This is a genomic window from Pseudomonas acericola (SeqCode) (genome assembly GCF_053456465.1).
Genome location: NZ_JBRFJB010000002.1, coordinates 999573 through 1023056, shown reverse-complemented (window position 1 = coordinate 1023056; position 23484 = coordinate 999573). Strand labels below are relative to the sequence as shown.

The window sequence follows — 23484 nt, the reverse complement described above, 5'->3', positions numbered from 1 at the left end:
GACCCATGTCAAAAGCGCCCTGCTGAATAGCGGCACAATACTGGCACCTTGCCAATGCTGTTTCCGCTATCAGAGAAAACCTTCCATGGGTGCCTGGCTTAGCAACATCTCACTGAAGTACAAATTCTGGGCCGTCAACGCGGTCGCTTTCATCACCACTTTGTTGCTGGTGCTGTACGCCGTGCAGCTCGAACAACAAGCGCGCAGCGACGCGTCCCAAGCGTCGGCGCAGGCCCAGGCGCGCTTGCTCGGCGCATGGCCCGCTGGCACACCGCTGCCCAAGGGCGAGCACTGGCTGGCCTTTTCCCGTGGCCAAGTCCCACAACTGGGGGATCAGGATCTGTCAGCACTGGCCAGTGCCACGGGCTGGGTCGAACTCAACCACATGCCCTGGTTCGGCGAAAACCCACTGCTGGGCGCCGACGTGGTCGCCCGCGCCGACGGCCAATACGTCGCCGTACTGGCCTACGCGCCAAGCCTGAGCCAAGTGTTCGAAGAGCGCTTTGCCAACTACGCCGTCGCCGTGGCGATCTTGATGCTGGCGATGCTCGGTGCATCGCAGTTGCTGATCCGCTTCCTGCTCAGCCAGCTCAACACCCTCAAGGACGTGATGCTGCACGTGGAAAAAACCGGCGACCTGTCCGCCCGTGTGCCACTGGCGTGCAAGGATGAAGTCGGGCAGATGGCCAGCGCCTTCAACGCCATGCAGGCCGGCTACCAACGGGTGGTCAACACCGTGGCGCGCACCGCCCAGCAACTGGATGACGGCGCCGCACGCCTGGCCAGCAGCATGAACGAGGTGCAACACGGCATGCTCGGCCAGCAAAGCGAAACCGACCAGGCCGCCACCGCCATCAACGAGATGACCGCCACCGTCTACCACATCGCCCAACACGCCGGCGCCACCCGCGACCTGTCGCAGACCGCCGACTCTCTCGCCGGCAGCGGCCAGGAAGTGGTAACCCGCGTGCAACGCTCGATTGCCGGGCTGTCCACCGGCGTGCAACAGACCGCCGAAATGATCCAGAAACTCGCCGAAGACAGCCAGAAAATCAACGGCGTGGTCGGGGTGATCCACAGCATCGCCGAACAGACCAACCTGCTCGCTCTCAACGCCGCTATCGAAGCCGCCCGCGCCGGCGAAATGGGCCGTGGCTTTGCCGTGGTCGCCGACGAGGTGCGCAACCTGGCCAAGCGCGTGCAAAGCTCCACCGACGAAATCACCCGCATGGTCTCCGCACTGCAAGCCGGCACCCGCGACGCGGTGGACTTTATGCAGGAAAGCTCGTTCAAGGCCGACGACTGCGTGCAACAAGCCCTCGAAGCCGGCAACGCCCTCGCCGAAATCACCAGCGCCGTGGCGCAGATGCGCGAGAGCAACACCCAGATCGCCGTCGCCGCCGAGCAACAAAGCCATGTCGCTGAAGAGATGAACCGCGCAGTGGTGAGCATCCGCGACGTCACCGAAAACACCGTGCAACAAACCGTGGATTCGGCCACCACCAGCAACGAGCTGGCGACCTTGGCGGGCGAGTTGAGCAAGGCTATCGGGCAACTTAAGTTGTAAGCCAACGCAGGCTGGCTTTGGCTTTGGCTTTTCAGCTTTTGATCTTAGGCGCCCCGTTAACCACGCTGGCCGAACGCAGGCTTGAATCCGTGGGTAACCCGGCAGGACGCCGGGTTAGCCGCCCCGCGCCATGGATGGCGCGTGGCGGCGGCCCACGGAGTCAAGCCGGAGAGAGGGCACACCGAGCCTAGGCGAGGTGCCGAGTGGTGGGGCAAGAGCCCTTTTGGTTACTTTTGGGGCTCTTTTCCAAAAGTGACCCGCCGTAAGGGCGGAACCAACATCAGCCGTTACCCAAATAACGGATATGTACTCCGCCCAAAAAGCCTCAGCGCCTAACACATAGCTATCGCAGGCAAGCCAGCTCCCACATTTTGAACCGGTTTACACCCGGTAAAAATCGCCCGGCCGTCACGGGTACAGCAGCAATGCTGAAAGTTGTGTAGATACCTATGGCCCCCATAGCCAGCCTTGATTCGCCGACCTGCCCGCCCCCACCTAAACTCTGTTCAAGTTGTTTCAACGGACAGAGGATTTTTCATCATGGGCAAACGTCACCCCAATCTCCCCGCCTGGCAATGGCGCAGCTACCCGCAAAACCATCAGCACCCGACCAACCTGGCATTGCACCTGATTGCCGTGCCGCTATTTATCGTCGGGTTTCTGTTGATTGTGTCCGGGGTGTTCAGCTTGAGCCTGGCCAGCTTCGCCATTGGTGTGGTCGGCATCGTTGCCGGCCTGGCATTGCAGCGTCATGGCCATAGCCTGGAAGCCCAGGCCAGTGAACCCTTCAGTGATCGTAAAGACGCGCTGCAGCGTCTGGTGGTCGAGCAGTTCGTGACCTTCCCGCGCTTTGTCTTCAGCGGCGGCTGGTGGCGCGCCTGGCGGCAGCGCCATCGGCACTGAGTGTCAGGCGAACACCACCACGGTCTGGCGGCTGATGGCGATCAACGCGCCGCTCGGGCTCCACAGCGCGGCGGCGGCGTGACCGTAGCCGTCGCGGGCGTGTTCGATGGTTACGTAGTACTGGCACCAGTCCAGCGTGGTCAGCTCCTGCAACGGCTGGATGAACTCGATAGTCCAGGTCAGCGTGCTGCCCGGCGCGGGCTTTTTCAGGTGCGGCAGCAAGGCCGGGGGCCAGGCGTCAACCAACGCAAGGATGTGCGCCTCGGTCAGCGGTTCTTCCTTCACATCCCCCCGCAGTCGGACCCAACCGCCCATGTCGCGGGACTTGTTCCCGGTAAACGGTAGGCCGCCGACACTCCAGCGCATCGCCAAATGGCGCATGAACTCCGGCGTGACGCCCTTGATGTAGGGCAGTTCCTGGCATTCATCCCAGTGTTTGAACGCGGGCGGCGCGGCGCTTTCGACCACAATTTCCGACTCACGGGAACCGCCGAAGCTGGCCTGCACCAGCGTCGCCACTTCACCGTTCTGCACCACACGGCCGAGCAATTGGCTGACGGCCTTGCCCTCACGCAGCACTTCGACTTGGTAACTGGCGGGCACATCGGGTGCCACCGGGCCGACGAAGGTGATCGCCAGCGAGCGTAACGGACGGTCCGCTGGCACCTGGGCACGCAGGGCTTCGTATTGCAATGCGGCAACCAGGCCGCCGAAGGTCGCACGGCCCTGGGCCCATTCGGCGGGGATGGTGACGTCTTGCGGGTGGCTTCGGGCGGCGTCGAGCAAATCACAAAAGCGCATGGCGGCCTCACATCAAAGGAAACGGATGGGCGATCTTAACCAGCGTGGTGGCCTGGTACAGCGCCTATTCCGGCCAAAAGCCGGACGATTGTAGGACGCGGAGCGTCCTGGGCTGCGTTCCCACGCGGAGCGTGGGAACGATCGTGGGTCAGAAGCAATCGGCGCGGAGCTTGTCCAGCACGCGGTCCGCCTGCCCTTCGGCCTTGGCCATGGTGCGCCGCCACACGGCAACGCAGGGTTGCAGATCCGGCTGGTGTTCGGCCTGGGCCAGCCACTGCCAGCAGTCGTGCCAATCACCCAGGGCGCCTTGGGCTTTCTTCAGGCGGGACATGGCGTTGGCGGGGAGTTTGTGCAATTCAGGATAGGCCTCGGCGGCATAACGCACGCGCTTGATCAGCAACCGCAGGCGGTGGCGATCGTGGCCGGGGTCCTTCAATGCAGCGTCGAGGGCCTGCCATTGCTTGGCCAGGCGTTTCTCGATGCGCGGGCGCAGGCCCTTGAGCAATTTCTGATGGTCGGATGCGCGGATAAATCGCGGGAAGGCATCGAGGATCAGCAGCAGCTGCGCCAACTCGGGGCTTTGCGCCACTTGGCGATACGCCTCGGGTTGCAGGCGCAGGCGCCGATCCGCGGCGTCGTGATAGCCGTGCTGGTGCAGATAGGCCGCCAGCACCTCGCGGTCACGCAGCGGTGTGGTCAATTGGCCGACTGCGCTGGCGGCCGATTCAAGCTGTTCCACGCCGGGCAGTCCGCGCAAGGGCCGCAACACGCTACGCAGGCGGCGCACGGTGGTGCGCAGATCATGCAGGGCTTCATCGTCGGTGACGGCGGTGAGACGAGCCTGGCAGCTCAGTAACCCTACTTCCAGGCCAATGACCTGAGCGACTAACTGATCGACCAAAGCTGACATCCTGCCCTCACTCTCCGATGAAAAATCCTACTCGCCGCTCGGATCAACGCCCGGCGCGCGACTCACGAATGTAGAACCGCGCTTTCTCGGCCTTGTTGGCGCAGCCTTCAAACGCTTCAAATTGCTGCTGCGTCTTGGCACCGGTCAGCAGGGACAGGGCCTTGGAATAGCTGACAGTCCCGGCGAACCCTTCAGCCTTGGCCAGGTCCAGTTCGTGCCACGCGGCATCCAGTTGCGTGCCGCAGCTGTCGCGGTACGCGGTTTTCCCGGCACAACCGGCCAAGGCCAACACGATCACAGGCACACACATCCAGGCTTTCATCGATGACACCTCAAAATAAAGAAAAACAGTCGTAACGTTGTAGACGTTGCCTACATGAAAAAGTGCCTTGTCCTTAGCCTGAAATCGATCGTACCTATCACCAGAGCATACCCGAGGCTTAGCACTCCCGCAGCGAAGATTGAAGCCGCCCCCTCAATGGGTGCATTGTGGGCACCTGCCATCTGTAGGACATGACCATGAAGAAACGTGTTGCCTTGGTGCTGGGCTCTGGCGGGGCTCGGGGCTACGCCCATATCGGCGTGATCGAAGAGATCGAACGACGCGGCTACGACATCGCCTGCGTCGCCGGTTGTTCCATGGGCGCCGTGGTCGGTGGCATCTATGCCGCCGGCAAGCTGGATGAGTACCGCAACTGGATCGAAAGTCTCGATTACCTCGACGTACTGCGCCTGGTGGACGTGAGTTTTCGCCTCGGGGCGATTCGTGGCGAGAAGGTCTTCGGCCAGATCCGCAAGATTGTCGGCGAATTGAATATCGAAGAATTGCGCATCCCCTACACCGCCGTCGCCACCGACCTCACCAACCAACAGGAAATCTGGTTCCAGGAAGGCTGCCTGCACCAGGCCATGCGCGCTTCGGCGGCGATCCCCAGCCTGTTCACGCCGGTGATGCAAGGCAACCGCATGCTGGTGGACGGCGGCCTGCTCAACCCGCTGCCGATCGTGCCGGTGGTGTCGAGCCATTGCGATTTGATCATCGCAGTCAACCTCAACGCCACCAACCAGAAGCACTACCAATTACCGGTGATCCAGCGCCCGCCGGCGTTCAAGAGCCGCTTCAACAGCCTGGCCAAATCACTGGGTTCGCACCTGCCGTTTCGCCGCAAGCAGGCCGAGCAATTGATGAAGCTGGAACAGGAAGCCTTGCAGGCCGAAGCCGCCGACATCAACCCATGGCTGGACTCGGCGGAACCCGAATCCCAGCAACCCGCCGCCGCGCCGGAAAAGGCTGGCGCGCCGAAGTCGGCGACCGGTTCGTTCATCATTGATAACGTGGGGCCGGCGTCGTTGCTGGACCTGATCAACCAGAGTTTCGAGGTGATGCAGACGTCGTTGGCGCAGTACAAGATTGCCGGGTATCCGCCGGATGTGTTGATCAACGTGCCGAAGCGGGTGTGCCGGTTTTTCGAGTTCTACAAGGCGCCGGAGTTGATCGCGCTGGGGCGGGAGATTGCGCGGGACACCTTGGATCGGTATGAGAGTGAGCAGGGCTGAGACTTTTGGTGGTGCTGATGGCCTCATCGCAGGCAAGCCAGCTCCCACACTTGAATTGTGAACACTTTCAAAATGTGGGAGCTGGCTTGCCTGCGATGAGGCCGGACCAAACAACACAAATCTATGTGCTCAACAACCGATACCCCACCCCCGCCTCCGTCACGATAAACCGCGGCTGCGTCGGATCATCCGCCAGCTTCTGCCGCAAATGTCCCACCACAATCCGCAGGTAGTGGCTGTCCTCGGTATGGGTCGGCCCCCAGATATCCTTGAGCAATTGCTGCTGGGTAATTACCCGTCCCGGATGCCGCGCCAGTTGCGCCAGCACCGCGTATTCCTTGCGGGTCAGGGCGACCTCGACGCCGTCCAGCAGCACGCGGCGGTAGGCCAGGTCCACGGTCAGCGGGCCGAAACACAACGCCGCTTCCTGGGCCTCACCCGCCGGCGCCTGGCGCAGCAGCGCACGCACGCGGGCGAGAAATTCCTGGATGCCAAAGGGCTTGGTCACATAGTCATTGGCGCCGCCGTCCAGGGCTTCGACCTTCTGCCCTTCGCTGGCCCGCACCGACAGCACCAGCACCGGCACCGTGGACCACTCGCGAAATTCGCGCAGCACTTGCTGGCCGTCCATGTCCGGCAGGCCGAGGTCGAGCACCAGCAAGTCCGGTTTGCTCAGCGCCGCCTGGGCCAGGCCTTCGTTGCCGGTGCCGGCCTCGATCACCTTGTAGCCCTGGGAGGCCAGGCTGATACGCAGGAATTTGCGGATCTGCGGTTCGTCATCAATGACCAAAATCGTCGCGGTCTGGCTCATGGTGTCCAATCAGAATCGGGAGAGAAAACAGGGTAGCTCATGCCTCGCGCTCCAGGCCAGGCTGGGTCGGCAAGGGCAGGAACAGGGTGATGCAGGTACCGCGGCCGTCGATGCCATCGGCCACGCCGATATGCCCGCCGTGGGCGCCGACCATGCCCTGGCAGATCGCCAAACCGAGACCGGTGCCCTGCCCGCCACGGTCGCCACGGGCGGCGGTGTAGAACATGTCGAAAATCTTCGCGCGCTCGTCTTCGGGGATGCCGGGGCCTTCGTCGGCGACGGCAAAAAACAGCTGGTTATCCGCGACGCCCGCACTCAACTGCAAGCGCCCATGGGCCGGCGAAAAGCGCGCGGCGTTTTCCAGCACATTAACCAGTGCCTGCTCGATCAGCGCCGCGTGCACATACAGCAACGGCAATTGTGCCGGTACCTCGGTGTGCACCTGCAGCGGCGCCAGCACGGCGCGCAATCGGCCGAGGGCGCTGCCGACAATATCACCAGGGGACACCCAGTCCCGCGCCAGCTTCAGCGCGCCGTGGCCCAGGCGCGTCATGTCCAGCAGGTTCTGGATGTAACGGTCGAGGCGCTCGGCTTCATCGCGGGTGCCTTCCAGCAGTTCGCGGCGGTCCTCCAGCGGGATGGCCTCGCCGAGGGCCAGCAGGCTGTCGATGCTGCCGCGCATGGAGGTCAGCGGCGTGCGCAAATCGTGGGACACCGAGGCGAGCAAGGCGCTGCGCAGTTGCTCGGTTTCGCCGTGCAAGCGCGCCGACTCCAACTCCTGCGCCAGTTGCGCGCGGGCCAGGGCTTGCGCCAGCGGCTGGCTCAAGGCCGTCAGCAGGCGGCGGCGCTGGCCGCTCAATTCCAGGCCCGGTTTGGGGCTCACGCCGAGCAGGCCCAGCGGCCCTTCTTCAGCGGATAACGGCCACCACCACCAACGCCCAAGCGGCAAGGTGCCCGTGCCCATGCCGGCCGGTTGATCGTGCTGCCAGGCCCAGTCCGCAGCGGCGCGTTCGCCTTCGGTGAGGGTCAGCGGGCCACCGGTTTCTATCGTCCAACCCCCTTGGCCGTCGCGATTGACCAGGCACAGGTCGAGGTCGCTCCAGCCTTCCAGGTGATGGGCCGCCGCGCTGATCACCGCCTGGCGGTCGGTGGCGGCGGTGAGTTTGCGCGACAGGTCGAGCAACTCGCTGGTTTCTTCCTGGGTGTCGCGCAGCGCCTGCAGCTGCCGGCGTTGACGCGCCGCGAGGTTGCCGGTGAGCGCCGCCATCAGCAGGAAGAACAGCAAGGTCAGCACGTCTTCTTCACGCTGGATCGCGAAGGAAAAATTCGGCGGGATAAACAGGAAGTCATAGGTCAGAAACGACAACGCCGCACACACCAGCGACGGCCCCAGGCTGCTGCGCACCGCCACCAGCAGCACCGCGGCGAGGAACACCAGCGAGATATTCGGCAACGGCAACACGCTGGACACCGCCCAGGCCACCGCCGCCGCAACGATGGTCGCCACCACCGCCAGGCCGTAGTCGAACCACACCAGCCCGCGCACATCCGGCAGGCGCGGCGTCGCGGGGATGTCGTCGCTGTCGAGGACGTTGATTTCAAGGCCACGGGCATTGCGCAACAGGCGCGCCGCCAACCCGCCACCGAATACCCGACGGCGCCAGCGCATGCGCGACTGGCCCACCAGCAGCAAGCTGGCACGGCGCTCGGCGGCGTGCTGGATCAGGGTCTTGGCCACCTCCCCCGCGCGCAGCAACACCACTTCGCCGCCCAGGCGTTCGGCCAGTTGCTGGGCGTTTTGCAGGCGCAGGCGCGATTGTTCGTCGCGCGCGCCGCCGTTATCGATATGCACCAGGCTCCACGGCAAATGCCGACGTTGCGCGACACGGCTGGCATGCCGCACCAGGCGTTCGGCCTGGGCATCGCCATCCACGCCCACCAGCAGGCGACCGCGCACCGCTGGTGCGGCCTGGCCGAGCTGACGGTAGCCCTGGGCCAAGTCGTCATCGACGTGGGCTGCGGCGGTCTGCATCGCCAGCTCGCGCAGGGCCATCAGGTTGGTCTGGGTGAAAAATGCGTCGATGGCCGCGCGGGCCTGTTCCGGCACATACACCTTGCCGTCGCGCAGGCGCTCCAGCAGTTCGCGCGATGGCAGGTCGATCAGCAACAGTTCGTCGGCCTCTTGCAGCACCCAGTCCGGCAGGGTTTCGCGCACCTGCACGCCGGTGATGCCGCGCACTTGGTCGTTAAGGCTTTCCAGGTGCTGGACGTTGACCGTGGTAAACACGTTGATGCCGGCGGCGAGCAGTTCCTGGATGTCTTGCCAGCGCTTTTCATGCCGGCTGCCGGGGGCGTTGCTGTGCGCCAGTTCGTCCACCAGCACCAGCTTGGGCTTGGCGGCGAGCAGGCCGTCGAGGTCCATTTCTTCGAGCATCACGCCGCGGTATTCAGTGCGTAACAGCGGTTGCTGCGGCAGGCCGCTGAGCAGGGCTTCGGTCTCGGCGCGGCCGTGGGTCTCGACCACGCCGGCGATCAACTTGACGCCCTGGCGCAGCTGGGTGTGGGCGGCCTGGAGCATGGCGTAGGTCTTGCCCACGCCCGGCGCGGCGCCGAGGAAGACTTTGAGCCGGCCACGGCCGTTGCGGGGCAGGTCGGCTAGCAGGGCATCGGCGCGGCCGGAGTCGCTCATGCTTGGGGTTCCTTCAGGTATTTATGTTCACTGAGGATTCAGTGTGGGAGCGGATGTTTGTGGCGAGGGAGCTTGCTCCCGCTGGGCTGCGCAGCGGCCCCAAAAAGCTTGGGAGCGCTTCGCACTCCAGCGGGAGCAAGCTCCCTCGCCACAACAAGCTCGCTCCCACAGGGGATTACAGTTTTTCCAGGGCCATGTTCAGCGCCAGCACATTCACCACCGGCGGCCCCACCAACGGGCTTTCGATGTGCTCATCGAGCAAACGTTGCAGGGTCGACACCGGCACATTCCGCGCCGCCGCCACGCGCGCCAGTTGATAGGCAATCGCCTCCGGTGGCAAGTGTGGATCAAGACCGCTGCCAGAGGTAGTCAACGAGGCCAAAGGCACTGCCCCCTGGCTTGGCACCAGCTGTTTACTCGCATCGTCGAAGATGCGCGTGGCCAATGCCGGGTTGCTCGGGCCAAGGTTGCTGGCGCTGCTGGAAACCGTGGCAAAGGCACCGGCGGATGGGCGCGGGTGGAACCAGTTGTCACCAGTGAAGTCCTGGGCGATCAGGCTGGAGCCGCGCACCTTGCCGCTGGCGTCGTACACCAGGCTGCCGTTGGCCTGGTCGGGGAAGGCGACTTGGGCGACGCCGGTGACCACCAGTGGATAGGCGACGCCGGTAATCAGGGTCATGAGCACCAGCAGGCTCAGGGCCGGGCGGATGATGTTGGACATTTCAAGTTCCTCAATTCGGTCATTGCAACCTGTGGGCACTGGGAGAGCACCCACAGGCATCGGGTCAAACCAGGTGCAGCGCGGTCAGCAGCATGTCGATTGCCTTGATGCCCACGAACGGCACCAGCAACCCGCCCACGCCGTAGATCAGCAGGTTGCGTCGCAGCAACGCCGCCGCACTCGCCGCCTGTACGCGCACGCCGCGCAGCGCCAGGGGAATCAACACCACGATGATCAGCGCGTTGAACACGATGGCCGAGAGGATCGCGCTCTGCGGGCTCTGCAAGTGCATCACGTTGAGCACGCCCAGTTGCGGGTAGATCGAAGCGAACAGCGCCGGCAGGATCGCGAAGTATTTGGCCACGTCGTTGGCGATGGAAAAGGTCGTCAGCGCGCCACGGGTCACCAGCAATTCCTTGCCGATCTGCACCACGTCCAAGAGCTTGGTGGGGTCGCTGTCGAGGTCGACCATGTTCGCCGCTTCGCGGGCAGCCTGGGTGCCGTCGTTCATCGCCATGCCGACGTCAGCCTGGGCCAGCGCCGGGGCGTCGTTGGCGCCGTCGCCGCACATGGCGACCAGGCGGCCGTCGTTCTGCTCGTGACGAATACGCGCGAGTTTTTTCTCCGGGGTGGCTTCGGCCAGCACGTCGTCCACGCCGGCTTCGGCCGCAATCGCGGCGGCGGTCAGCGGGTTGTCGCCGGTGACCATCACGGTGCGAATCCCCAGCTTGCGCAGTTCGGCGAAACGTTCGCGGATGCCGGGCTTGACCACGTCCTTGAGGTGGATCGCACCGAGCAATTTGCCGTCGGCGCACACCAGCAACGGGGTGCCGCCGCTTTGGGCGATCTTGTCGATTTCCCGCGACAGCGCGGGTGCGAGGTCGCGGCGTTGTTGGCCGACAAAGGCCAGCAGCGAATCCACCGCGCCTTTGCGGAATACGCGGCCTTGGTAGTCGACGCCGGACAGGCGGGTTTCGGCGCTGAACGGTACGGCGGTCAGTTCGTCCAGGGACGGCTCGGCTTGGGGGTGCAGCGCACGCAGGTATTCAACGATGGATTTGCCTTCCGCCGTGTCGTCCGCCAGGGACGCCAACAGCGCGCCTTCGGCCAACTCGCGGCCACTGACGCCAGGCGCCGCGACCACCGCCGAGCAGCGACGGTTGCCAAAGGTGATGGTGCCGGTCTTATCTAGCAGCAACACATGCACGTCTCCCGCCGCTTCCACCGCGCGCCCGGATTTGGCGATCACGTTGAGGCGCACCAGGCGGTCCATGCCGGCGATGCCGATGGCCGACAACAGGCCGCCAATGGTGGTAGGAATCAGCGTCACCAGCAGTGCGACAAGGAACACCAGGGGCAAGCTGCCATTGGCGAAGTGGGCGAACGGTTGCAGGGTCACCACCACCAACAGGAAGATCAGGGTGAGGCCGATCAGCAGGATATCCAGCGCCACTTCGTTGGGGGTTTTCTGGCGTTTGGCGCCTTCGACCAGGGCGATCATGCGGTCCAGGGTGGACTCACCGGGGTTGGCGGTGATGCGGATTAGCAGCCAGTCCGACACCAGCCGCGTGTTGCCGGTGACGGCCGAGCGGTCGCCGCCGGACTCGCGGATCACTGGCGCGGATTCGCCGGTGATCGCCGCTTCGTTGACCGCCGCGATGCCTTCGATGACCTCGCCGTCACCGGGGATCATTTCCCCGGCGGCGACGCGCACCACATCGCCTTTGCGCAGGCTGGTGGCCGGCACGACCTTGAAGCTGCCGTCGGCTTCCTTGCGGCGCGCGCTGAGGCCTTCGCTGCCGGCCTTGAGGCTGTCGGCACGGGCCTTGCCACGCCCTTCGGCCAAGGCTTCGGCGAAGTTGGCGAACAACACGGTGAACCACAGCCACACGGCGATTTGCACGGCGACAAACGTCGGCACGGCGGTGTCGGGCACGAAGCACAACACGGTGGTGAGGATCGCGGTCAGTTCGACCACCAGCATCACCGGCGAGCGTTGCAATTGGCGCGGGTCCAGCTTGACGAACGCCTGGACCAGCGCCGGGCGCCACAGGGCGGAGATGGCGGTTTTGGCGGGCTCCTGGGTAGTCACGGGAGCTGCGTTTTTTGCAGGCATATTCATTGTCATATCCCCTTTAGCTCTTTATTTAGGAGCAGCCATGCTCAAATGTTCAGCAATGGGTCCCAGCGCCAGCGTCGGCAGGAAAGTCAGGCCGCCCACCAGCAAAATGGTCACGGTCAACAGGGTCACGAACAGCGGGCCATGGGTCGGGAAGCTGTTCTGGCCAATCGGTGCGGCCTTCTTCATCGCCAGGCTGCCGGCCAGGGCCAGGACCGGGAGGATGTAGCCGAAGCGGCCGATCAACATGCCAAGGCCGAGCATTAGGTTGTGAAACGCGGTGTTGGCGCTGAAGCCGCCGAACGCCGAGCCGTTGTTGGCACTGGCCGAGGTGTAGGCGTAGAGCAACTGGCTGAAACCGTGGGGGCCGGGGTTGCTGATGGCACTCGCCGGGCCGGGCAGGCTGGCGGCGATGGCACCAAGGACGAGCACGCCCACCGGCATCACCAGCAAGGTCACCACGAGCAGTTGCACTTCCTTGGCCTGGAGTTTCTTGCCGAGGTATTCCGGCGTGCGGCCGATCATCAAACCGGCGAGGAACACCGCGATCAACACGTTCAGCAACATGCCGTACATGCCGGCACCGACGCCGCCGAAGATCACTTCGCCGACCATCATATTGACCAGCGCGACCATGCCGCTCAGCGGGCTGAGGCTGTCTTGCATGCCGTTGACCGAGCCGTTGGACGCCGCCGTGGTGGTCACCGACCAGAGCACGGTGCCGGTGGTGCCGAAGCGCGCTTCCTTGCCTTCCAGCGGTGCAGTCTGTTCAACGGCTGGGTGGTTCAGGGTCGGGTTAGGCTGGTACTCGGACCACAGCGACGTGGCGCCGCCGATCAGGAACAGCGCCAACATGCAGCCGAGGATCGCGCGGCTCTGGCGCAGGTCCTTGACGTAGTGACCGAAGGTGAACACCAGCGCCACCGGGATCAGGATGATCGACGCCACCTCAAACAGGTTGGCCCACGCGGTCGGGTCTTCAAACGGGTGCGCCGAGTTGACGCCGAAGAAACCACCGCCGTTGGTGCCCAGTTGCTTGATCGCAATCTGGCTGGCGGCCGGGCCGAGAGGGATCACCTGATCCACGCCCTGCATCGTCAGCGCATCGACGTAATGCGCGAAGGTCTGCGGCACGCCCTGCCACACCAGGAACAATGCGAGCACCAGGCACAGGGGCAGCAGGCCGTAGAGGGTGGCGCGGGTCATGTCGACCCAGAAGTTGCCCAAGGTCTGCGCGGATTTGCGACCGATCCCACGGCACAACGCGACAAGGACTGCCAGGCCAGTGGCGGCGCTGACGAAGTTCTGCACGGTCAGGCCGGCCATCTGGCTGAGGTAGCTCAGGGACGCCTCACCGCTGTAGGACTGCCAGTTGGTGTTGGTCATGAAACTGACGGCGGTGTTGAAGGCCAACGTCCATTCCTGGCCCGGCAATTTCTGCGGGTTCAGTGGGAGGTAGTCCTGGAACAGCAGGATGGCGAACAGCAGCAGGAAGCCGGCAAGGTTGAATGCCAGCAGGGCCAGCATGTACTTCTGCCAGCTTTGTTCCTGATGTTCATCCACCCCCGAGAGGCGGTAGCAGGCTTTTTCGACAGGCCCCAGGACCGGGCTCAGCCAAGTGCGCTGGCCTTCCATCACCTTGTAGTAGAACCGGCCCAGAAACGGCGCCGGCACCAACACCACGGCAAAGAAGGCGATGATCAGCCAATAGTCATAACTGTGCATGGCCAAGCTCCTAGTTCCGATCCGCGCGTAACAGCGCAACCAGCAGATAAATGAACAGCGCCACGGCCAATAGCAGTGACACCCCGTCCAGAACGCTCATGGAAGTTTCTCCGTTTAGCGGCGTATTGCCGCGTGTGGGGCAATTGTCCGCAGGAGTGGCGTAAAGGAACGAGAGCGAGGATGCGGGCGGGGCGTAAAGACGGCGTAAAGAGTGGGTTTACGCGGGGGTTACAGGGGGATTTGTGCTGGCTGGGAGGGCCTCATCGCGGGCAAGCCCGGCTCCCACAGTTTGACCGGCCACCTCGGTCAGTGTGGGAGCGGGCTTGCCCGCGATGACGGCAGCTCAAACAACATCGCACTCATCTGGTGCAACCCTGCCGAGATTCAAACGCCAAACCATCCCCCCGACGACAGTTGTGCGGCTTTACGACAATGATTCTCAGGCTGGCATGGCCGCTGCAACACCTTGAATCATTCCAAACCGTTCAGGGAGCGCAACACGATGAACACACAACTCAAACCCACCTTGGGTACCCTGCATTTGTGGGGCATTGCCGTGGGGCTGGTGATTTCCGGGGAATACTTCGGTTGGAGCTACGGCTGGGGCGTCGCCGGGACCTTGGGCTTCCTGGTGACTTCGTTGATGGTCGCCGCGATGTACACCTGCTTTATCTTCAGTTTCACCGAACTGACCACCGCCATTCCTCATGCCGGTGGGCCATTTGCCTACAGCCGTCGCGCGTTTGGTGAGAAAGGCGGCTTGATTGCCGGGCTGGCGACCCTGATTGAATTCGTGTTCGCCCCGCCCGCCATCGCCTTGGCGATCGGCGCCTATCTCAATGTGCAGTTTCCGGCACTGGACCCGAAACACGCGGCCGTCGGCGCCTATTTCGTATTCATGGGCCTGAACATCCTTGGCGTGAAACTCGCGGCCACCTTTGAGCTGGTGGTGTGTGTACTTGCCGTGGCCGAGTTGCTGGTCTTCATGGGCGTGGTCGCCCCCGCGTTCAGCTTCAGTAACTTCGCCCTGAATGGTTGGGCCGGTTCCGACACCTTTGGCGCGCCGGCGATTGCCGGGATGTTTGCGGCGATTCCCTTTGCGATCTGGTTCTTCCTCGCCATCGAAGGCGCGGCCATGGCCGCAGAAGAAGCGAAAGATCCCAAGCGCACCATTCCAAAAGCCTACATCAGCGGCATCCTGACCCTGGTGATCCTGGCCATGGGCGTGATGTTCTTCGCCGGCGGCGTGGGTGACTGGCGCACCTTGTCGAACATCAACGACCCACTGCCGCAAGCGATGAAAACCGTGGTGGGCGACCACTCCGGCTGGCTGCACATGCTGGTGTGGATCGGCCTGTTCGGCCTGGTGGCGAGCTTCCACGGCATCATCCTCGGCTATTCGCGTCAGTTCTTTGCCTTGGCCCGCGCCGGGTACCTACCCTCTTTCCTCGCCAAGCTGTCGCGCTTTCAGACACCCCACCGCGCCATCCTCGCCGGTGGCGTGGTCGGCATCGCCGCGATCTACAGCGACGGTTTGATCAACCTGGGCGGCATGACGCTGACCGCAGCGATGATCACCATGGCCGTGTTCGGCGCCATCGTGATGTACATCATGAGCATGCTCAGCCTGTTCAAGCTGCGTAAGACCGAACCGCTGCTGGAGCGCACCTTCCGCGCCCCGGGTTACCCGATCGTGCCGGGCATCGCACTGGTTTTGGCAGTGGTGTGCCTGGTGGCCATGGCCTGGTTCAACACGTTGATCGGGCTGATCTTCCTAGGCTTTATGGCGGTAGGGTTTGCCTACTTCCAGATGACCGCGCAGCGCCGCGCCGATGCACCGGCGGATGCGATGTTGACCGGGCTCTGATCTACTTGAGGCAGAACGGGCCTACACTGAACTACTGAGAAAGCCCGTTACTCAAAGCAGTTATTCCCGTGGGAAAATTCTCCCACGGCAATCTGCCTCAAGGAGAGCCTTATGCCGTGGTACGCGTGGTTGATTTTAGTGGTGGCGATCGGCTCGATCGTCGGTGGCCTGCTGATGCTGCGGGACAGCGCCAACAAGGTGGAACTCACCGACGAACAACGCAAGCGCGTGGCCGAACGCAACGCCCAGGCGGATGCCAAGGACGCGCAGGATCGCTGAGCCTTGGGTTACTCCCAGGCAGCCTTGGCAATATGCAACCCGTGCTGCCCCTTGTAGGCAGCACGTTCCGGCTGGCTCCAGCCATTCAGCAGCGCCTCTTCCAACCGGTAGATCTCAACACCCAGCGGGCGACACACCGTCAGCGGGTCCTGCGCGTCCGGGCCCCACATCGGCAGCGACAAGTCTCCGCCCGGGCACGTCGACAGCGCGCACAGCAGATCAATCTCGGCAAAGAACTCCAGGTAATCGCCCTTCTGCGCCGGGCACGCCTTCATGAAATACATGTCGTCCTGATTGAGGCCGGTGCACTGGAAAATATTCAACACATCATGCACGTCGAACTCCGTCAGGCCGTGGGGTAAAACCGCCCGCGTCAGGTTCGAATGGCAATGGTGATGGAAGTCCTCGCCGGTGAGCATGCGGTTCACATACGGATCGCAGCGCGTACCGAGCAGATCATGCAGGCGCCCGCCATGCTCATCGATGCCGTAGCTCGCCAGGCTGTCATCGGTGATGGTCACCAGGGGCCGCAAAAACGGCAGGTTCGACCACAAGCGGTCATGGGTGCTGACATGGGCGCCCTGCAACTGCCGCGTGCGTGCTGCCCACAGTCGCTCGCGCGGGTCATTGGCGTTCCATACGTTAAAGTCGCCCACTTGCGGACCAACCGGCGTGGTCACCCGGAAGACGTGCCCCGCCGGGACCTTCCACGCCCGCCCCGTACGAATCGGTACCTCGAATTGCTCAATCAACGTGCGTTGGTCGGCGCGCTCGCGAATACGCTCGTAAAACGCCGTATCGACCTGCAGCGCCGAGCCTTTGCTGACCTGGTAAGCCGCCGGATAGTCTTTGTACATCATGGAACTCCTCGATCAAGGGTGGGTGAACAGAGCCAGCGACACACGCTCCGAATCGTCCAGATACAAAGCCAGCGCCTGCCCTGCCGCCGGTTTGTCCGCTTGGACCAATAGCGCGTATATCTCACGGTCACGCTCCAGCCAGGGCGACTGGAACCGCTGCTCATCGGGTGCCGCACAAAACACCAGGCGTAACTGGGCGATCACCTGGGCGAAAAACTCATCGAACAACGGGCTGCGCATCAGCCCGACAATCTGTTGGTGGAACACCAGGCTGTGGGTCGCCACGGCGCGCCAATCTTCACGTTCCCGCGCAAGGGTGGTGGCGTCGATAGCATTTTGCATGCGCTCGGACTGATCGACGGTCAATGCGCCGCTCTGAGCAATGGCCTGCAACTCCAACGTGCGTCGGACTACAAACAAGTCACGCACCTCTTCGCGCTCCAGGCGTCGGACCATCACCCCCTTGTTTCGCACGTACCGGGTCAGCCCTTCCTGCCCGAGGCGATGCAACGCTTCGCGAATTGTGTTGCGCGATGCGTTATAACTCTTCACCAACTCCACCTCGACCAACGCCATTCCCGGTAACAGCCGCCCGCCAATAATATCGGCGCGAAGCTCCAAGGCGATCTGGTCGGCTAACGACAGATTGAGTGTCATCACTACCCCACGATTGTTGAACAATCCTCCGCGTAGTCGTAATCACTTTTCGTGCCAAGCGCCGCAGTTCGCCGGATGTGTAATAACGTTCAACTCCGTTAAACTGCCCTCTCGTTACCGAGGCAGCCCTATGCGTTACTCCCACGACCATAAAGCCCAGACCCATCAGCGCATCATCAAGGAAGCGTCCGTACGTTTTCGCCGCGACGGCATTGGCGCCACCGGTTTGCAGCCGCTGATGAAAGCGCTGAATCTGACGCATGGCGGGTTCTACGCACACTTCAAGTCCAAGGACGAACTGGTGGAAAAAGCCCTGCTCGCCTCGGCCGCAGAGCTTGATGCCCACTGCGAGATGCTGTTCAGCCAGGAGCGGCCGCTGGACGCGTTCATCGACAGCTACCTGTCGGACTGGCACCACTCCTCCCCAGACCAGGGTTGCCCGTTGCCGACCATGTGTTCCGAACTAGGGCTACGAGGCCAGCCTAGTCCGACAACGGACGCAGTCCTCGACGCACGGCTCAAACAGATTGAAACAGCTTTGGGTGAAGGCCGCGCTGACGCCCAGGCACTGGTGATGATGTCGACACTGGTGGGCGCATTGGTGTTGGCCAGGAGTGTCGAGAATCCGCAGTTGGCAACGCAGATCATGGACGTGGTGCGAGACACTTTGAAAACGCAGATCCGGGAGGATGAAAAGGCCGATCAATGACCGGCCTCCTGGCGGGTTAGTTGATCGACAGCCTATCGCGGTTCTTCTCCAGCAACGCCTTGCCGATGCCCTTCACCTCCAACAACTCATCCACTGCCGTGAACGGACCGTTGCTATCGCGGTAGGCGACGATCGCCTTGGCTTTGGCGGCGCCGATGCCAAACAAGTCGCGACGCAGGGTCTCGGCGTCGGCGGCGTTCAGGTTGACCTTGGCGGCTTGCTCGGCCTTGCTGATTTGCGCAGAGATGGGGGTTGGCGCTTCGGGTTTGATCGAAGGGGCTGCGGTGGTGGTGACGGAAAGAGTGGTGAGGAAGGCGAAGATCAGGGAAGAAATGTAGGTGTTTTGCATGGGTGACGCTCCTTGACATCTATGAGAGAAAAGCAGCTTTCCGAAGCTGCTTTTCAAACTTAGGTGATGTGCGGGATTCGTCAAAAAGGGTTGAGTAACAGGGTGTTAAATCAAGGTTCCAGGCGACGTTGCTGGTAGATCCAATCGACGATTTCACCGTCGGGGGAATAGCCGCTGACGGTGTCGCGCAGGAGTTCACGGATACGCGCGTAATCGTCCTGATCGACCGCTGCCAATAGCTCTTTCAGCTTGCCCTTGAGCACATCCCACGACAAATGATCTTCACTGGCGCTCATAATCATCGGGTGCTGGGTCGCGACGACGTTATCGCCAATCAGTAACTCCTCGTAAAGCTTTTCACCAGGGCGCAGGCCGGTGAACTCGATGGAGATATCACCTTGGGGGTTTTTATCGGAGCGTACGCTCAGTCCAGAGAGATGAACCATCTTCTCGGCGAGCTCGATGATTTTCACCGGCTCGCCCATATCCAATACAAATACATCCCCCCCCTGGCCCATGGAGCCCGCCTGAATGACGAGTTGGGCGGCCTCTGGGATCGTCATGAAATAACGCGTGATCTTCGGGTGGGTAACCGTCAACGGCCCGCCGGATTTGATCTGTTTATGGAACAACGGAATCACAGAGCCCGAGGACCCTAGAACGTTGCCAAACCGTACCATCGTGAAGCGCGTTTTGTTGACGTGGGAAACATTGGACTTGTCGCCGAACAGTACGGGGGCCAACTCTCGACTCAGGGCTTGAAGCGTCAACTCAGCCAGTCGTTTGGTGCCTCCCATGATGTTCGTGGGGCGCACGGCCTTGTCGGTGGAGATCAATACGAAGTTGGCAACACCCGCCTGAAGCGCGGCCTGTGCTGTATTCAGTGTTCCAATGACGTTGTTCAACACACCTTCTGCAACATTGTGTTCAACCATCGGGACGTGTTTGTAGGCCGCTGCATGGTAGACAGTATCGACATGCCAGGTCTTCATGACGTCGAGTAGTTTCCCCTGGTTACGCACTGAGCCGAGAATCGGTAGAAGCTTTAATGGCAAAGACTCCCGCGCAATGCGTTGCTCCAGCTCGGACAGAATGGTGTACAGATTGAATTCGCTATGATCAAACAACAGCAACGTCGTTGGCCTTAGGGAAATAATCTGCCGGCAGAGTTCAGAACCAATGGAGCCGCCCGCGCCGGTAACCAGTACGACTTGAGCCTTGACGCAGTGCTCAAGCAAATCGGCCTGGGCCGGGACAGCATCACGACCCAGCAGGTCTGCAATATCTACTTCCTGGATATCATCGACTTTAACGCGTCCACTGGCGAGGTCCATGAAGCCGGGAACACTGCGCACGTGGAGTGGAAAGCCTTCGAGGAAACTGAGGATTTCACGACGACGGCCGCGATTGGACGAGGGGATGGCTAAAAGGATTTCCTGGGCGCCTGTTGCCTCGATCATTTGTTGAATGTGCTTGGGTTTATAAACATGCAAGCCCGATATGACGCGGTCTGAAATACTGGAGTCGTCATCAATAAACGCCACCGGGCGCATGACTCGACCCATTCGCAGTGCAGCGACCAGTTGATTCCCCGCAGAGCCGGCTCCGTAGATGGCAACTTTGATCAAGCCATCGTCACGACTGGTAAAAGGCACGTGCTGCGACGCAGTGAACCAGTCCCCCAGGAAATACTGACGCATCCCCAAGCGTAAGCCACCGATCATGATCAGGCTCAGCCACCAATAATTGAACACAATCGAACGCGGAACTACGTTTTGATGATTGCTGTACCAATAGACCACCAGCGCCAATATCAATGCTGACAAGCTGACGGCCTTGATAATCGCGATCAGCGCATCGTTGCCGAAATAACGCATGACCGCCCGGTACATGCCAAATCGTACGAACAAGGGAATGGCAATGATCGGCGCAGAAATGAACAGCCAGAAATGCATCCGCACAGGATTGACCATTTCATCAATGCCCAGCCGCACTACAAAGGCCATCCACAACGCGATCCACACCATCACGACGTCAGTCAGAACCTGCAGAACGCGCTTGTGACGCCTTGGCAAGCCCAGCAGCAGCGTGCGCATTCGATCCATCTTTACTCTCCAAAATGACATTCACCTGCAAACATAAAGTGCAGGGCAGATCTTGCTTTCAGAATATTTTAGTCTGCACTTGGATATTCAGAATGAATCAGTGCGCATCAACGCGCTCCAACGCTCCCGCGTGAAACCTTACTGCCAGCCAAACCAGAGGGGCATAAGCAAGAGCGAGTCCAAAAAGCCCATCGACATCCAATAGCACGACCGCGAGTGCGACGGGGAACATCCAGAATATGTTGATACAGGCAACCGCCAGCGTGACCGGGCGGTGGTGACCAAACTGCCGGGAGGCAAACTGATAGGCGTGACTGCGATGCGCTTCATAGACCTTGTCCCCGCGGATCAGTCGGCGTATCAAGGTGAAGGTGGCGTCCACGATGAAAACCCCCAGCATGATCAACCATGCCCAGAGCAACTGGGGGGAAACAGCACCGGCCTGCAATGAAAAGGTGCCCAGCATAATGCCGATAAACCCGCTTCCGGCGTCGCCCATGAAAATTCTAGCCGGTGGGAAGTTCCAATACAGAAATCCCGCTACCGCCATACTGAATACAAGTGGCGTCCACACGAGCAGTGGCTGACCAACCAACCAATAGATGACACACATACCCAAGCAGGCGCAAAGCGCCTCAACGCTTGCAATGCCGTCGATGCCATCCATGAAGTTGTAGAGGTTCAATAACCAGACCAGATAAACAACGGCCAGGAAATTCCCGAACCAGCCGAGGTCCAGGAGATAACCGAACACCCTGACTGGACCCAGCCCTTGAAGGAAAAACAAAACCCAGACGGCCGCAAGAAAATGACCGAGGAGCCGCCAACGTGCTGCAATATGCCCGTGGTCATCCATAAACCCCAGGATTGCCACGCCCATCCCGGCGCCCAACATGGCCCACGCCCATGACCACGGCAAAAGGTCGGCAAACGCCAGCGCGGGGACTGCTGCCAGAAAGCTGATCACAATCGCCACCCCGCCGCCCCTGGGCGTTGGAACAGAGTGGGAACTACGGGCGTTGGGCGTATCGATCAAACTGGTCGATAGTGCATAACGCCGAAGCAGCCACGTCAGCAGAAGCGAAACACCCGCCAAGCCGGGGAGTAGCCAAAGGAAATTCATCTTTTATTCTGATCCAGAAAATGGCGTGCCGTACCGTCCAGTGCTTGATCAACACCGATACGAGGTGCCCACCCAAGCAATGAGCGTGTCTTGCTGATATCGACCTGCAACGTCCCGCACAGCCGCTGAGAAAACCCGGACATCCCCAAAAGCTTAGCCGTGCCCTTGAGAAGCCAGGATGGAACGGGCACCAAACGCGCCGGCGTGTGCAGTGCACGCGCCATTCTGCGCAACAGATCGGTGGTAGAAAGGTCCTCATCATCGCTGACGAGAAAAACTTGATTGCTGGCGGCGGGATGATCCAGACAAGTAACGATCAAGTCCGTCACGTTTTCAAGGGCGACAAAACTGCGTTTGTTGTGAATAGCGCCCAACGGCAACGGGATGCCTCTGCGCAAAAAGCGCATCATGTTTTGAACGTTGGCTTTTACGCCTGGGCCGTAGATAAGCACGGGGCGAATGATGACGATATCCATCTCGACCTCCTCGGCCAATTGCAGCAGCCCTTTTTCAGCCTCCCATTTGGAGAGGCCATAGGCATCGATCGGTTTGGGCTCGTCATCGGGTGTGTAAGGCCTGCCGACCTGGGACTCTTCGCCATTGACCTTGATCGAGCTGATAAATACAAAGCGGCGAACCCCGGCTGCTGCAGCCTGTCGAGCCAGGTGCAGCGTAGCGTCGACGTTGACGTCGCGAAAAGCCTGAAGCGGATCCGCTGATTTATCGGCCATGATATGCACGCGAGCGGCGCAGTGAACGACGACGTCCACACCTGTCATGGCAGCTGTCCAGGATGTCCGGGTGTCCATGGCTCCGGTGAAATGCGTGACCACGCCCGCAGCGACATTGGTCTCGGCATTACGCACCGAGGCCGACAAACGATATCGACCCTCTGATTGCAAGCGACGGATCAGGTCTTTACCCAAAAAGCCGCCCGCTCCGGTAATGAAGATGTGTTCCATCAATGCCTCGTTCCCGGGCGCTTGACGTACTCCAATAATTTGAATGGAATTTTACTGAGCACCATGAGCAAGTTGGTATATACGCCATTTCGCCGACAGGCCTGAACGATTTCCCTATTAAGTTTAAGGCTGCTCTTGATACCGGAAGTACTGACACCACCGGAACGCATGCGCACCAATACTTTATCGATATACGAGAAGCTGTATTGTTTGCTCAACAGCAGCCGAACAAACATCTCGTAGTCAGCCGATATCTTGTACAACAAGGAATAGTCACCGACTTCCTTGTACGCCTGCGCCCTTATGAAAGTGCCCGGATGCGGAGGCATCCATCCAAACCGAAGCTTCCAGGCCTTGAAATGAGCGGCGCGATAGACCCGTGTCACCCGCTGCAAGTCGTCGGGGCTGACGAAGACGACATCGCCAAAAATCAACGCATCATCTGGGTTTAGTCGAAATGCCGCGGCAACGCTATCCAGCGACGAGGGGCTCTCGTAGAAATCGTCGGAGTTGAGAATACCGATAACATCGCCGGTCGCCAGCGCGATGCCTTTGTTCATCGCGTCGTATATCCCGCGATCCGGCTCGCTGACAATGGTCGCAATAGACGCTGCATACTCCGCGACCACCCCCATCGTATTATCTTTGGAACCACCGTCCACGATGATGTATTCAATGTCCGAATAGGTTTGCGCCAACACAGATTCAATAGTGTCTCTTATTGTTTTTTCACTATTGTATGAAACCGTGATAATCGAGATTTTCAAGAC

The 23484-nt window shown here is 61.2% G+C and carries 22 protein-coding genes; 6 read left to right on the top strand and 16 right to left on the bottom strand.

What is annotated here, in order from left to right; translation table 11 throughout:
• The first annotated feature begins 85 nt into the window (after positions 1–85).
• A complete protein-coding gene (locus ACU688_RS10835; RefSeq protein WP_448184691.1) occupies positions 86–1567 on the top strand; it encodes a methyl-accepting chemotaxis protein in 1482 nt (493 codons plus the stop codon).
• A 540-nt stretch (positions 1568–2107) separates the two neighbouring features.
• The gene (locus ACU688_RS10830; RefSeq protein ID WP_448184690.1) at positions 2108–2470 is read left to right on the top strand and encodes an Mpo1-like protein; all 363 of its coding nucleotides are present in this window, start codon (positions 2108–2110) and stop codon (positions 2468–2470) included.
• 3 nt (positions 2471–2473) lie between these two features.
• Here ACU688_RS10830 and ACU688_RS10825 read toward each other — a convergent pair whose 3' ends face one another.
• The 3 genes from ACU688_RS10825 to ACU688_RS10815 all read right to left on the bottom strand — a co-directional run bounded on the left by ACU688_RS10825 (position 2474) and on the right by ACU688_RS10815 (position 4503).
• Positions 2474–3271, bottom strand: a complete 798-nt coding sequence (locus ACU688_RS10825; RefSeq protein WP_448184689.1) for an acyl-CoA thioesterase — start codon at positions 3269–3271, stop codon at positions 2474–2476.
• A gap of 148 nt (positions 3272–3419) precedes the next feature.
• On the bottom strand, positions 3420–4181 hold the full coding sequence (locus ACU688_RS10820; RefSeq protein ID WP_448184688.1) for a CHAD domain-containing protein: 762 nt from the start codon (positions 4179–4181) through the stop codon (positions 3420–3422).
• A gap of 43 nt (positions 4182–4224) precedes the next feature.
• Positions 4225–4503, bottom strand: a complete 279-nt coding sequence (locus tag ACU688_RS10815) for a hypothetical protein (RefSeq protein ID WP_017734442.1) — start codon at positions 4501–4503, stop codon at positions 4225–4227.
• Positions 4504–4700: 197 nt separating this feature from the next.
• Here ACU688_RS10815 and ACU688_RS10810 point away from each other — a divergent pair, with 197 nt between their 5' ends.
• Positions 4701–5738, top strand: coding sequence for a patatin-like phospholipase family protein (locus ACU688_RS10810; RefSeq protein WP_017734443.1), 1038 nt, complete (start codon positions 4701–4703; stop codon positions 5736–5738).
• Between the two features lie 121 nt (positions 5739–5859).
• On the opposite strand, the gene ACU688_RS10805 is transcribed toward ACU688_RS10810, so the two are convergent.
• The 6 genes from ACU688_RS10805 to kdpF form a co-directional block, all read right to left on the bottom strand.
• A complete protein-coding gene (locus ACU688_RS10805) occupies positions 5860–6549 on the bottom strand; it encodes a response regulator (protein WP_448184687.1) in 690 nt (229 codons plus the stop codon).
• 37 nt (positions 6550–6586) lie between these two features.
• Positions 6587–9238, bottom strand: coding sequence for a DUF4118 domain-containing protein (locus ACU688_RS10800; protein ID WP_448184686.1), 2652 nt, complete (start codon positions 9236–9238; stop codon positions 6587–6589).
• Positions 9239–9413: 175 nt separating this feature from the next.
• Positions 9414–9959 (bottom strand): potassium-transporting ATPase subunit KdpC, encoded by a 546-nt coding sequence (gene kdpC, locus ACU688_RS10795; protein ID WP_448184685.1) that lies wholly within the window; start codon positions 9957–9959, stop codon positions 9414–9416.
• A 64-nt stretch (positions 9960–10023) separates the two neighbouring features.
• Entirely contained in the window at positions 10024–12081 is a 2058-nt protein-coding gene (gene kdpB, locus ACU688_RS10790) for a potassium-transporting ATPase subunit KdpB (protein WP_448184684.1), read from the bottom strand.
• A gap of 21 nt (positions 12082–12102) precedes the next feature.
• Positions 12103–13803: a potassium-transporting ATPase subunit KdpA gene (kdpA, locus tag ACU688_RS10785; protein WP_448184683.1), complete on the bottom strand. Its 1701-nt coding sequence runs from the start codon at positions 13801–13803 to the stop codon at positions 12103–12105.
• A gap of 10 nt (positions 13804–13813) precedes the next feature.
• A complete protein-coding gene (kdpF, locus tag ACU688_RS10780; protein ID WP_003218754.1) occupies positions 13814–13903 on the bottom strand; it encodes a K(+)-transporting ATPase subunit F in 90 nt (29 codons plus the stop codon).
• 402 nt (positions 13904–14305) lie between these two features.
• Here kdpF and eat point away from each other — a divergent pair, with 402 nt between their 5' ends.
• Positions 14306–15670, top strand: a complete 1365-nt coding sequence (gene eat / locus ACU688_RS10775; protein WP_448184682.1) for an ethanolamine permease — start codon at positions 14306–14308, stop codon at positions 15668–15670.
• A 111-nt stretch (positions 15671–15781) separates the two neighbouring features.
• On the top strand, positions 15782–15949 hold the full coding sequence (locus ACU688_RS10770) for a DUF2897 family protein (protein ID WP_008437727.1): 168 nt from the start codon (positions 15782–15784) through the stop codon (positions 15947–15949).
• Between the two features lie 8 nt (positions 15950–15957).
• Here ACU688_RS10770 and ACU688_RS10765 read toward each other — a convergent pair whose 3' ends face one another.
• Positions 15958–16806: an urea carboxylase-associated family protein gene (locus ACU688_RS10765; protein ID WP_448184681.1), complete on the bottom strand. Its 849-nt coding sequence runs from the start codon at positions 16804–16806 to the stop codon at positions 15958–15960.
• 15 nt (positions 16807–16821) lie between these two features.
• Positions 16822–17466, bottom strand: coding sequence for a GntR family transcriptional regulator (locus ACU688_RS10760; RefSeq protein WP_448184680.1), 645 nt, complete (start codon positions 17464–17466; stop codon positions 16822–16824).
• Positions 17467–17596: 130 nt separating this feature from the next.
• On the opposite strand from ACU688_RS10760, the gene ACU688_RS10755 reads away from it, so the two are divergent.
• Complete coding sequence (locus ACU688_RS10755) at positions 17597–18175, top strand: TetR/AcrR family transcriptional regulator (protein WP_448184679.1); 579 nt, start codon at positions 17597–17599, stop codon at positions 18173–18175.
• A gap of 16 nt (positions 18176–18191) precedes the next feature.
• Here the strand turns inward: ACU688_RS10755 and ACU688_RS10750 are convergent, their stop codons facing one another.
• From ACU688_RS10750 to ACU688_RS10730, 5 genes are all read right to left on the bottom strand, one after another.
• Positions 18192–18524: a ComEA family DNA-binding protein gene (locus tag ACU688_RS10750; protein ID WP_448184678.1), complete on the bottom strand. Its 333-nt coding sequence runs from the start codon at positions 18522–18524 to the stop codon at positions 18192–18194.
• Between the two features lie 110 nt (positions 18525–18634).
• On the bottom strand, positions 18635–20629 hold the full coding sequence (locus tag ACU688_RS10745; protein ID WP_448184677.1) for a polysaccharide biosynthesis protein: 1995 nt from the start codon (positions 20627–20629) through the stop codon (positions 18635–18637).
• Positions 20630–20726: 97 nt separating this feature from the next.
• The gene (locus ACU688_RS10740) at positions 20727–21752 is read right to left on the bottom strand and encodes an MraY family glycosyltransferase (protein ID WP_448184676.1); all 1026 of its coding nucleotides are present in this window, start codon (positions 21750–21752) and stop codon (positions 20727–20729) included.
• Entirely contained in the window at positions 21749–22714 is a 966-nt protein-coding gene (locus ACU688_RS10735; protein WP_448184675.1) for a UDP-glucose 4-epimerase family protein, read from the bottom strand. Before ACU688_RS10735 ends, ACU688_RS10740 begins: the two co-directional genes overlap by 4 nt.
• Positions 22714–23481: a glycosyltransferase family 2 protein gene (locus ACU688_RS10730; RefSeq protein WP_448184674.1), complete on the bottom strand. Its 768-nt coding sequence runs from the start codon at positions 23479–23481 to the stop codon at positions 22714–22716. Before ACU688_RS10730 ends, ACU688_RS10735 begins: the two co-directional genes overlap by 1 nt.
• Positions 23482–23484: the final 3 nt, after the last annotated feature.

Bases quoted from the DNA above. Each gene is read 5' to 3' on its own strand.
- ACU688_RS10835 (WP_448184691.1), top strand. From the start codon at position 86: ATGGGTGCCTGGCTTAGCAACATCTCACTGAAGTACAAATTCTGGGCC.
- ACU688_RS10830 (WP_448184690.1), top strand. From the start codon at position 2,108: ATGGGCAAACGTCACCCCAATCTCCCCGCCTGGCAATGGCGCAGCTAC.
- ACU688_RS10825 (WP_448184689.1), bottom strand. From the start codon at position 3,271: ATGCGCTTTTGTGATTTGCTCGACGCCGCCCGAAGCCACCCGCAAGAC.
- ACU688_RS10820 (WP_448184688.1), bottom strand. From the start codon at position 4,181: ATGTCAGCTTTGGTCGATCAGTTAGTCGCTCAGGTCATTGGCCTGGAA.
- ACU688_RS10815 (WP_017734442.1), bottom strand. From the start codon at position 4,503: ATGAAAGCCTGGATGTGTGTGCCTGTGATCGTGTTGGCCTTGGCCGGT.
- ACU688_RS10810 (WP_017734443.1), top strand. From the start codon at position 4,701: ATGAAGAAACGTGTTGCCTTGGTGCTGGGCTCTGGCGGGGCTCGGGGC.
- ACU688_RS10805 (WP_448184687.1), bottom strand. From the start codon at position 6,549: ATGAGCCAGACCGCGACGATTTTGGTCATTGATGACGAACCGCAGATC.
- ACU688_RS10800 (WP_448184686.1), bottom strand. From the start codon at position 9,238: ATGAGCGACTCCGGCCGCGCCGATGCCCTGCTAGCCGACCTGCCCCGC.
- kdpC (WP_448184685.1), bottom strand. From the start codon at position 9,959: ATGTCCAACATCATCCGCCCGGCCCTGAGCCTGCTGGTGCTCATGACC.
- kdpB (WP_448184684.1), bottom strand. From the start codon at position 12,081: ATGAATATGCCTGCAAAAAACGCAGCTCCCGTGACTACCCAGGAGCCC.
- kdpA (WP_448184683.1), bottom strand. From the start codon at position 13,803: ATGCACAGTTATGACTATTGGCTGATCATCGCCTTCTTTGCCGTGGTG.
- kdpF (WP_003218754.1), bottom strand. From the start codon at position 13,903: ATGAGCGTTCTGGACGGGGTGTCACTGCTATTGGCCGTGGCGCTGTTC.
- eat (WP_448184682.1), top strand. From the start codon at position 14,306: ATGAACACACAACTCAAACCCACCTTGGGTACCCTGCATTTGTGGGGC.
- ACU688_RS10770 (WP_008437727.1), top strand. From the start codon at position 15,782: ATGCCGTGGTACGCGTGGTTGATTTTAGTGGTGGCGATCGGCTCGATC.
- ACU688_RS10765 (WP_448184681.1), bottom strand. From the start codon at position 16,806: ATGTACAAAGACTATCCGGCGGCTTACCAGGTCAGCAAAGGCTCGGCG.
- ACU688_RS10760 (WP_448184680.1), bottom strand. From the start codon at position 17,466: ATGACACTCAATCTGTCGTTAGCCGACCAGATCGCCTTGGAGCTTCGC.
- ACU688_RS10755 (WP_448184679.1), top strand. From the start codon at position 17,597: ATGCGTTACTCCCACGACCATAAAGCCCAGACCCATCAGCGCATCATC.
- ACU688_RS10750 (WP_448184678.1), bottom strand. From the start codon at position 18,524: ATGCAAAACACCTACATTTCTTCCCTGATCTTCGCCTTCCTCACCACT.
- ACU688_RS10745 (WP_448184677.1), bottom strand. From the start codon at position 20,629: ATGGATCGAATGCGCACGCTGCTGCTGGGCTTGCCAAGGCGTCACAAG.
- ACU688_RS10740 (WP_448184676.1), bottom strand. From the start codon at position 21,752: ATGAATTTCCTTTGGCTACTCCCCGGCTTGGCGGGTGTTTCGCTTCTG.
- ACU688_RS10735 (WP_448184675.1), bottom strand. From the start codon at position 22,714: ATGGAACACATCTTCATTACCGGAGCGGGCGGCTTTTTGGGTAAAGAC.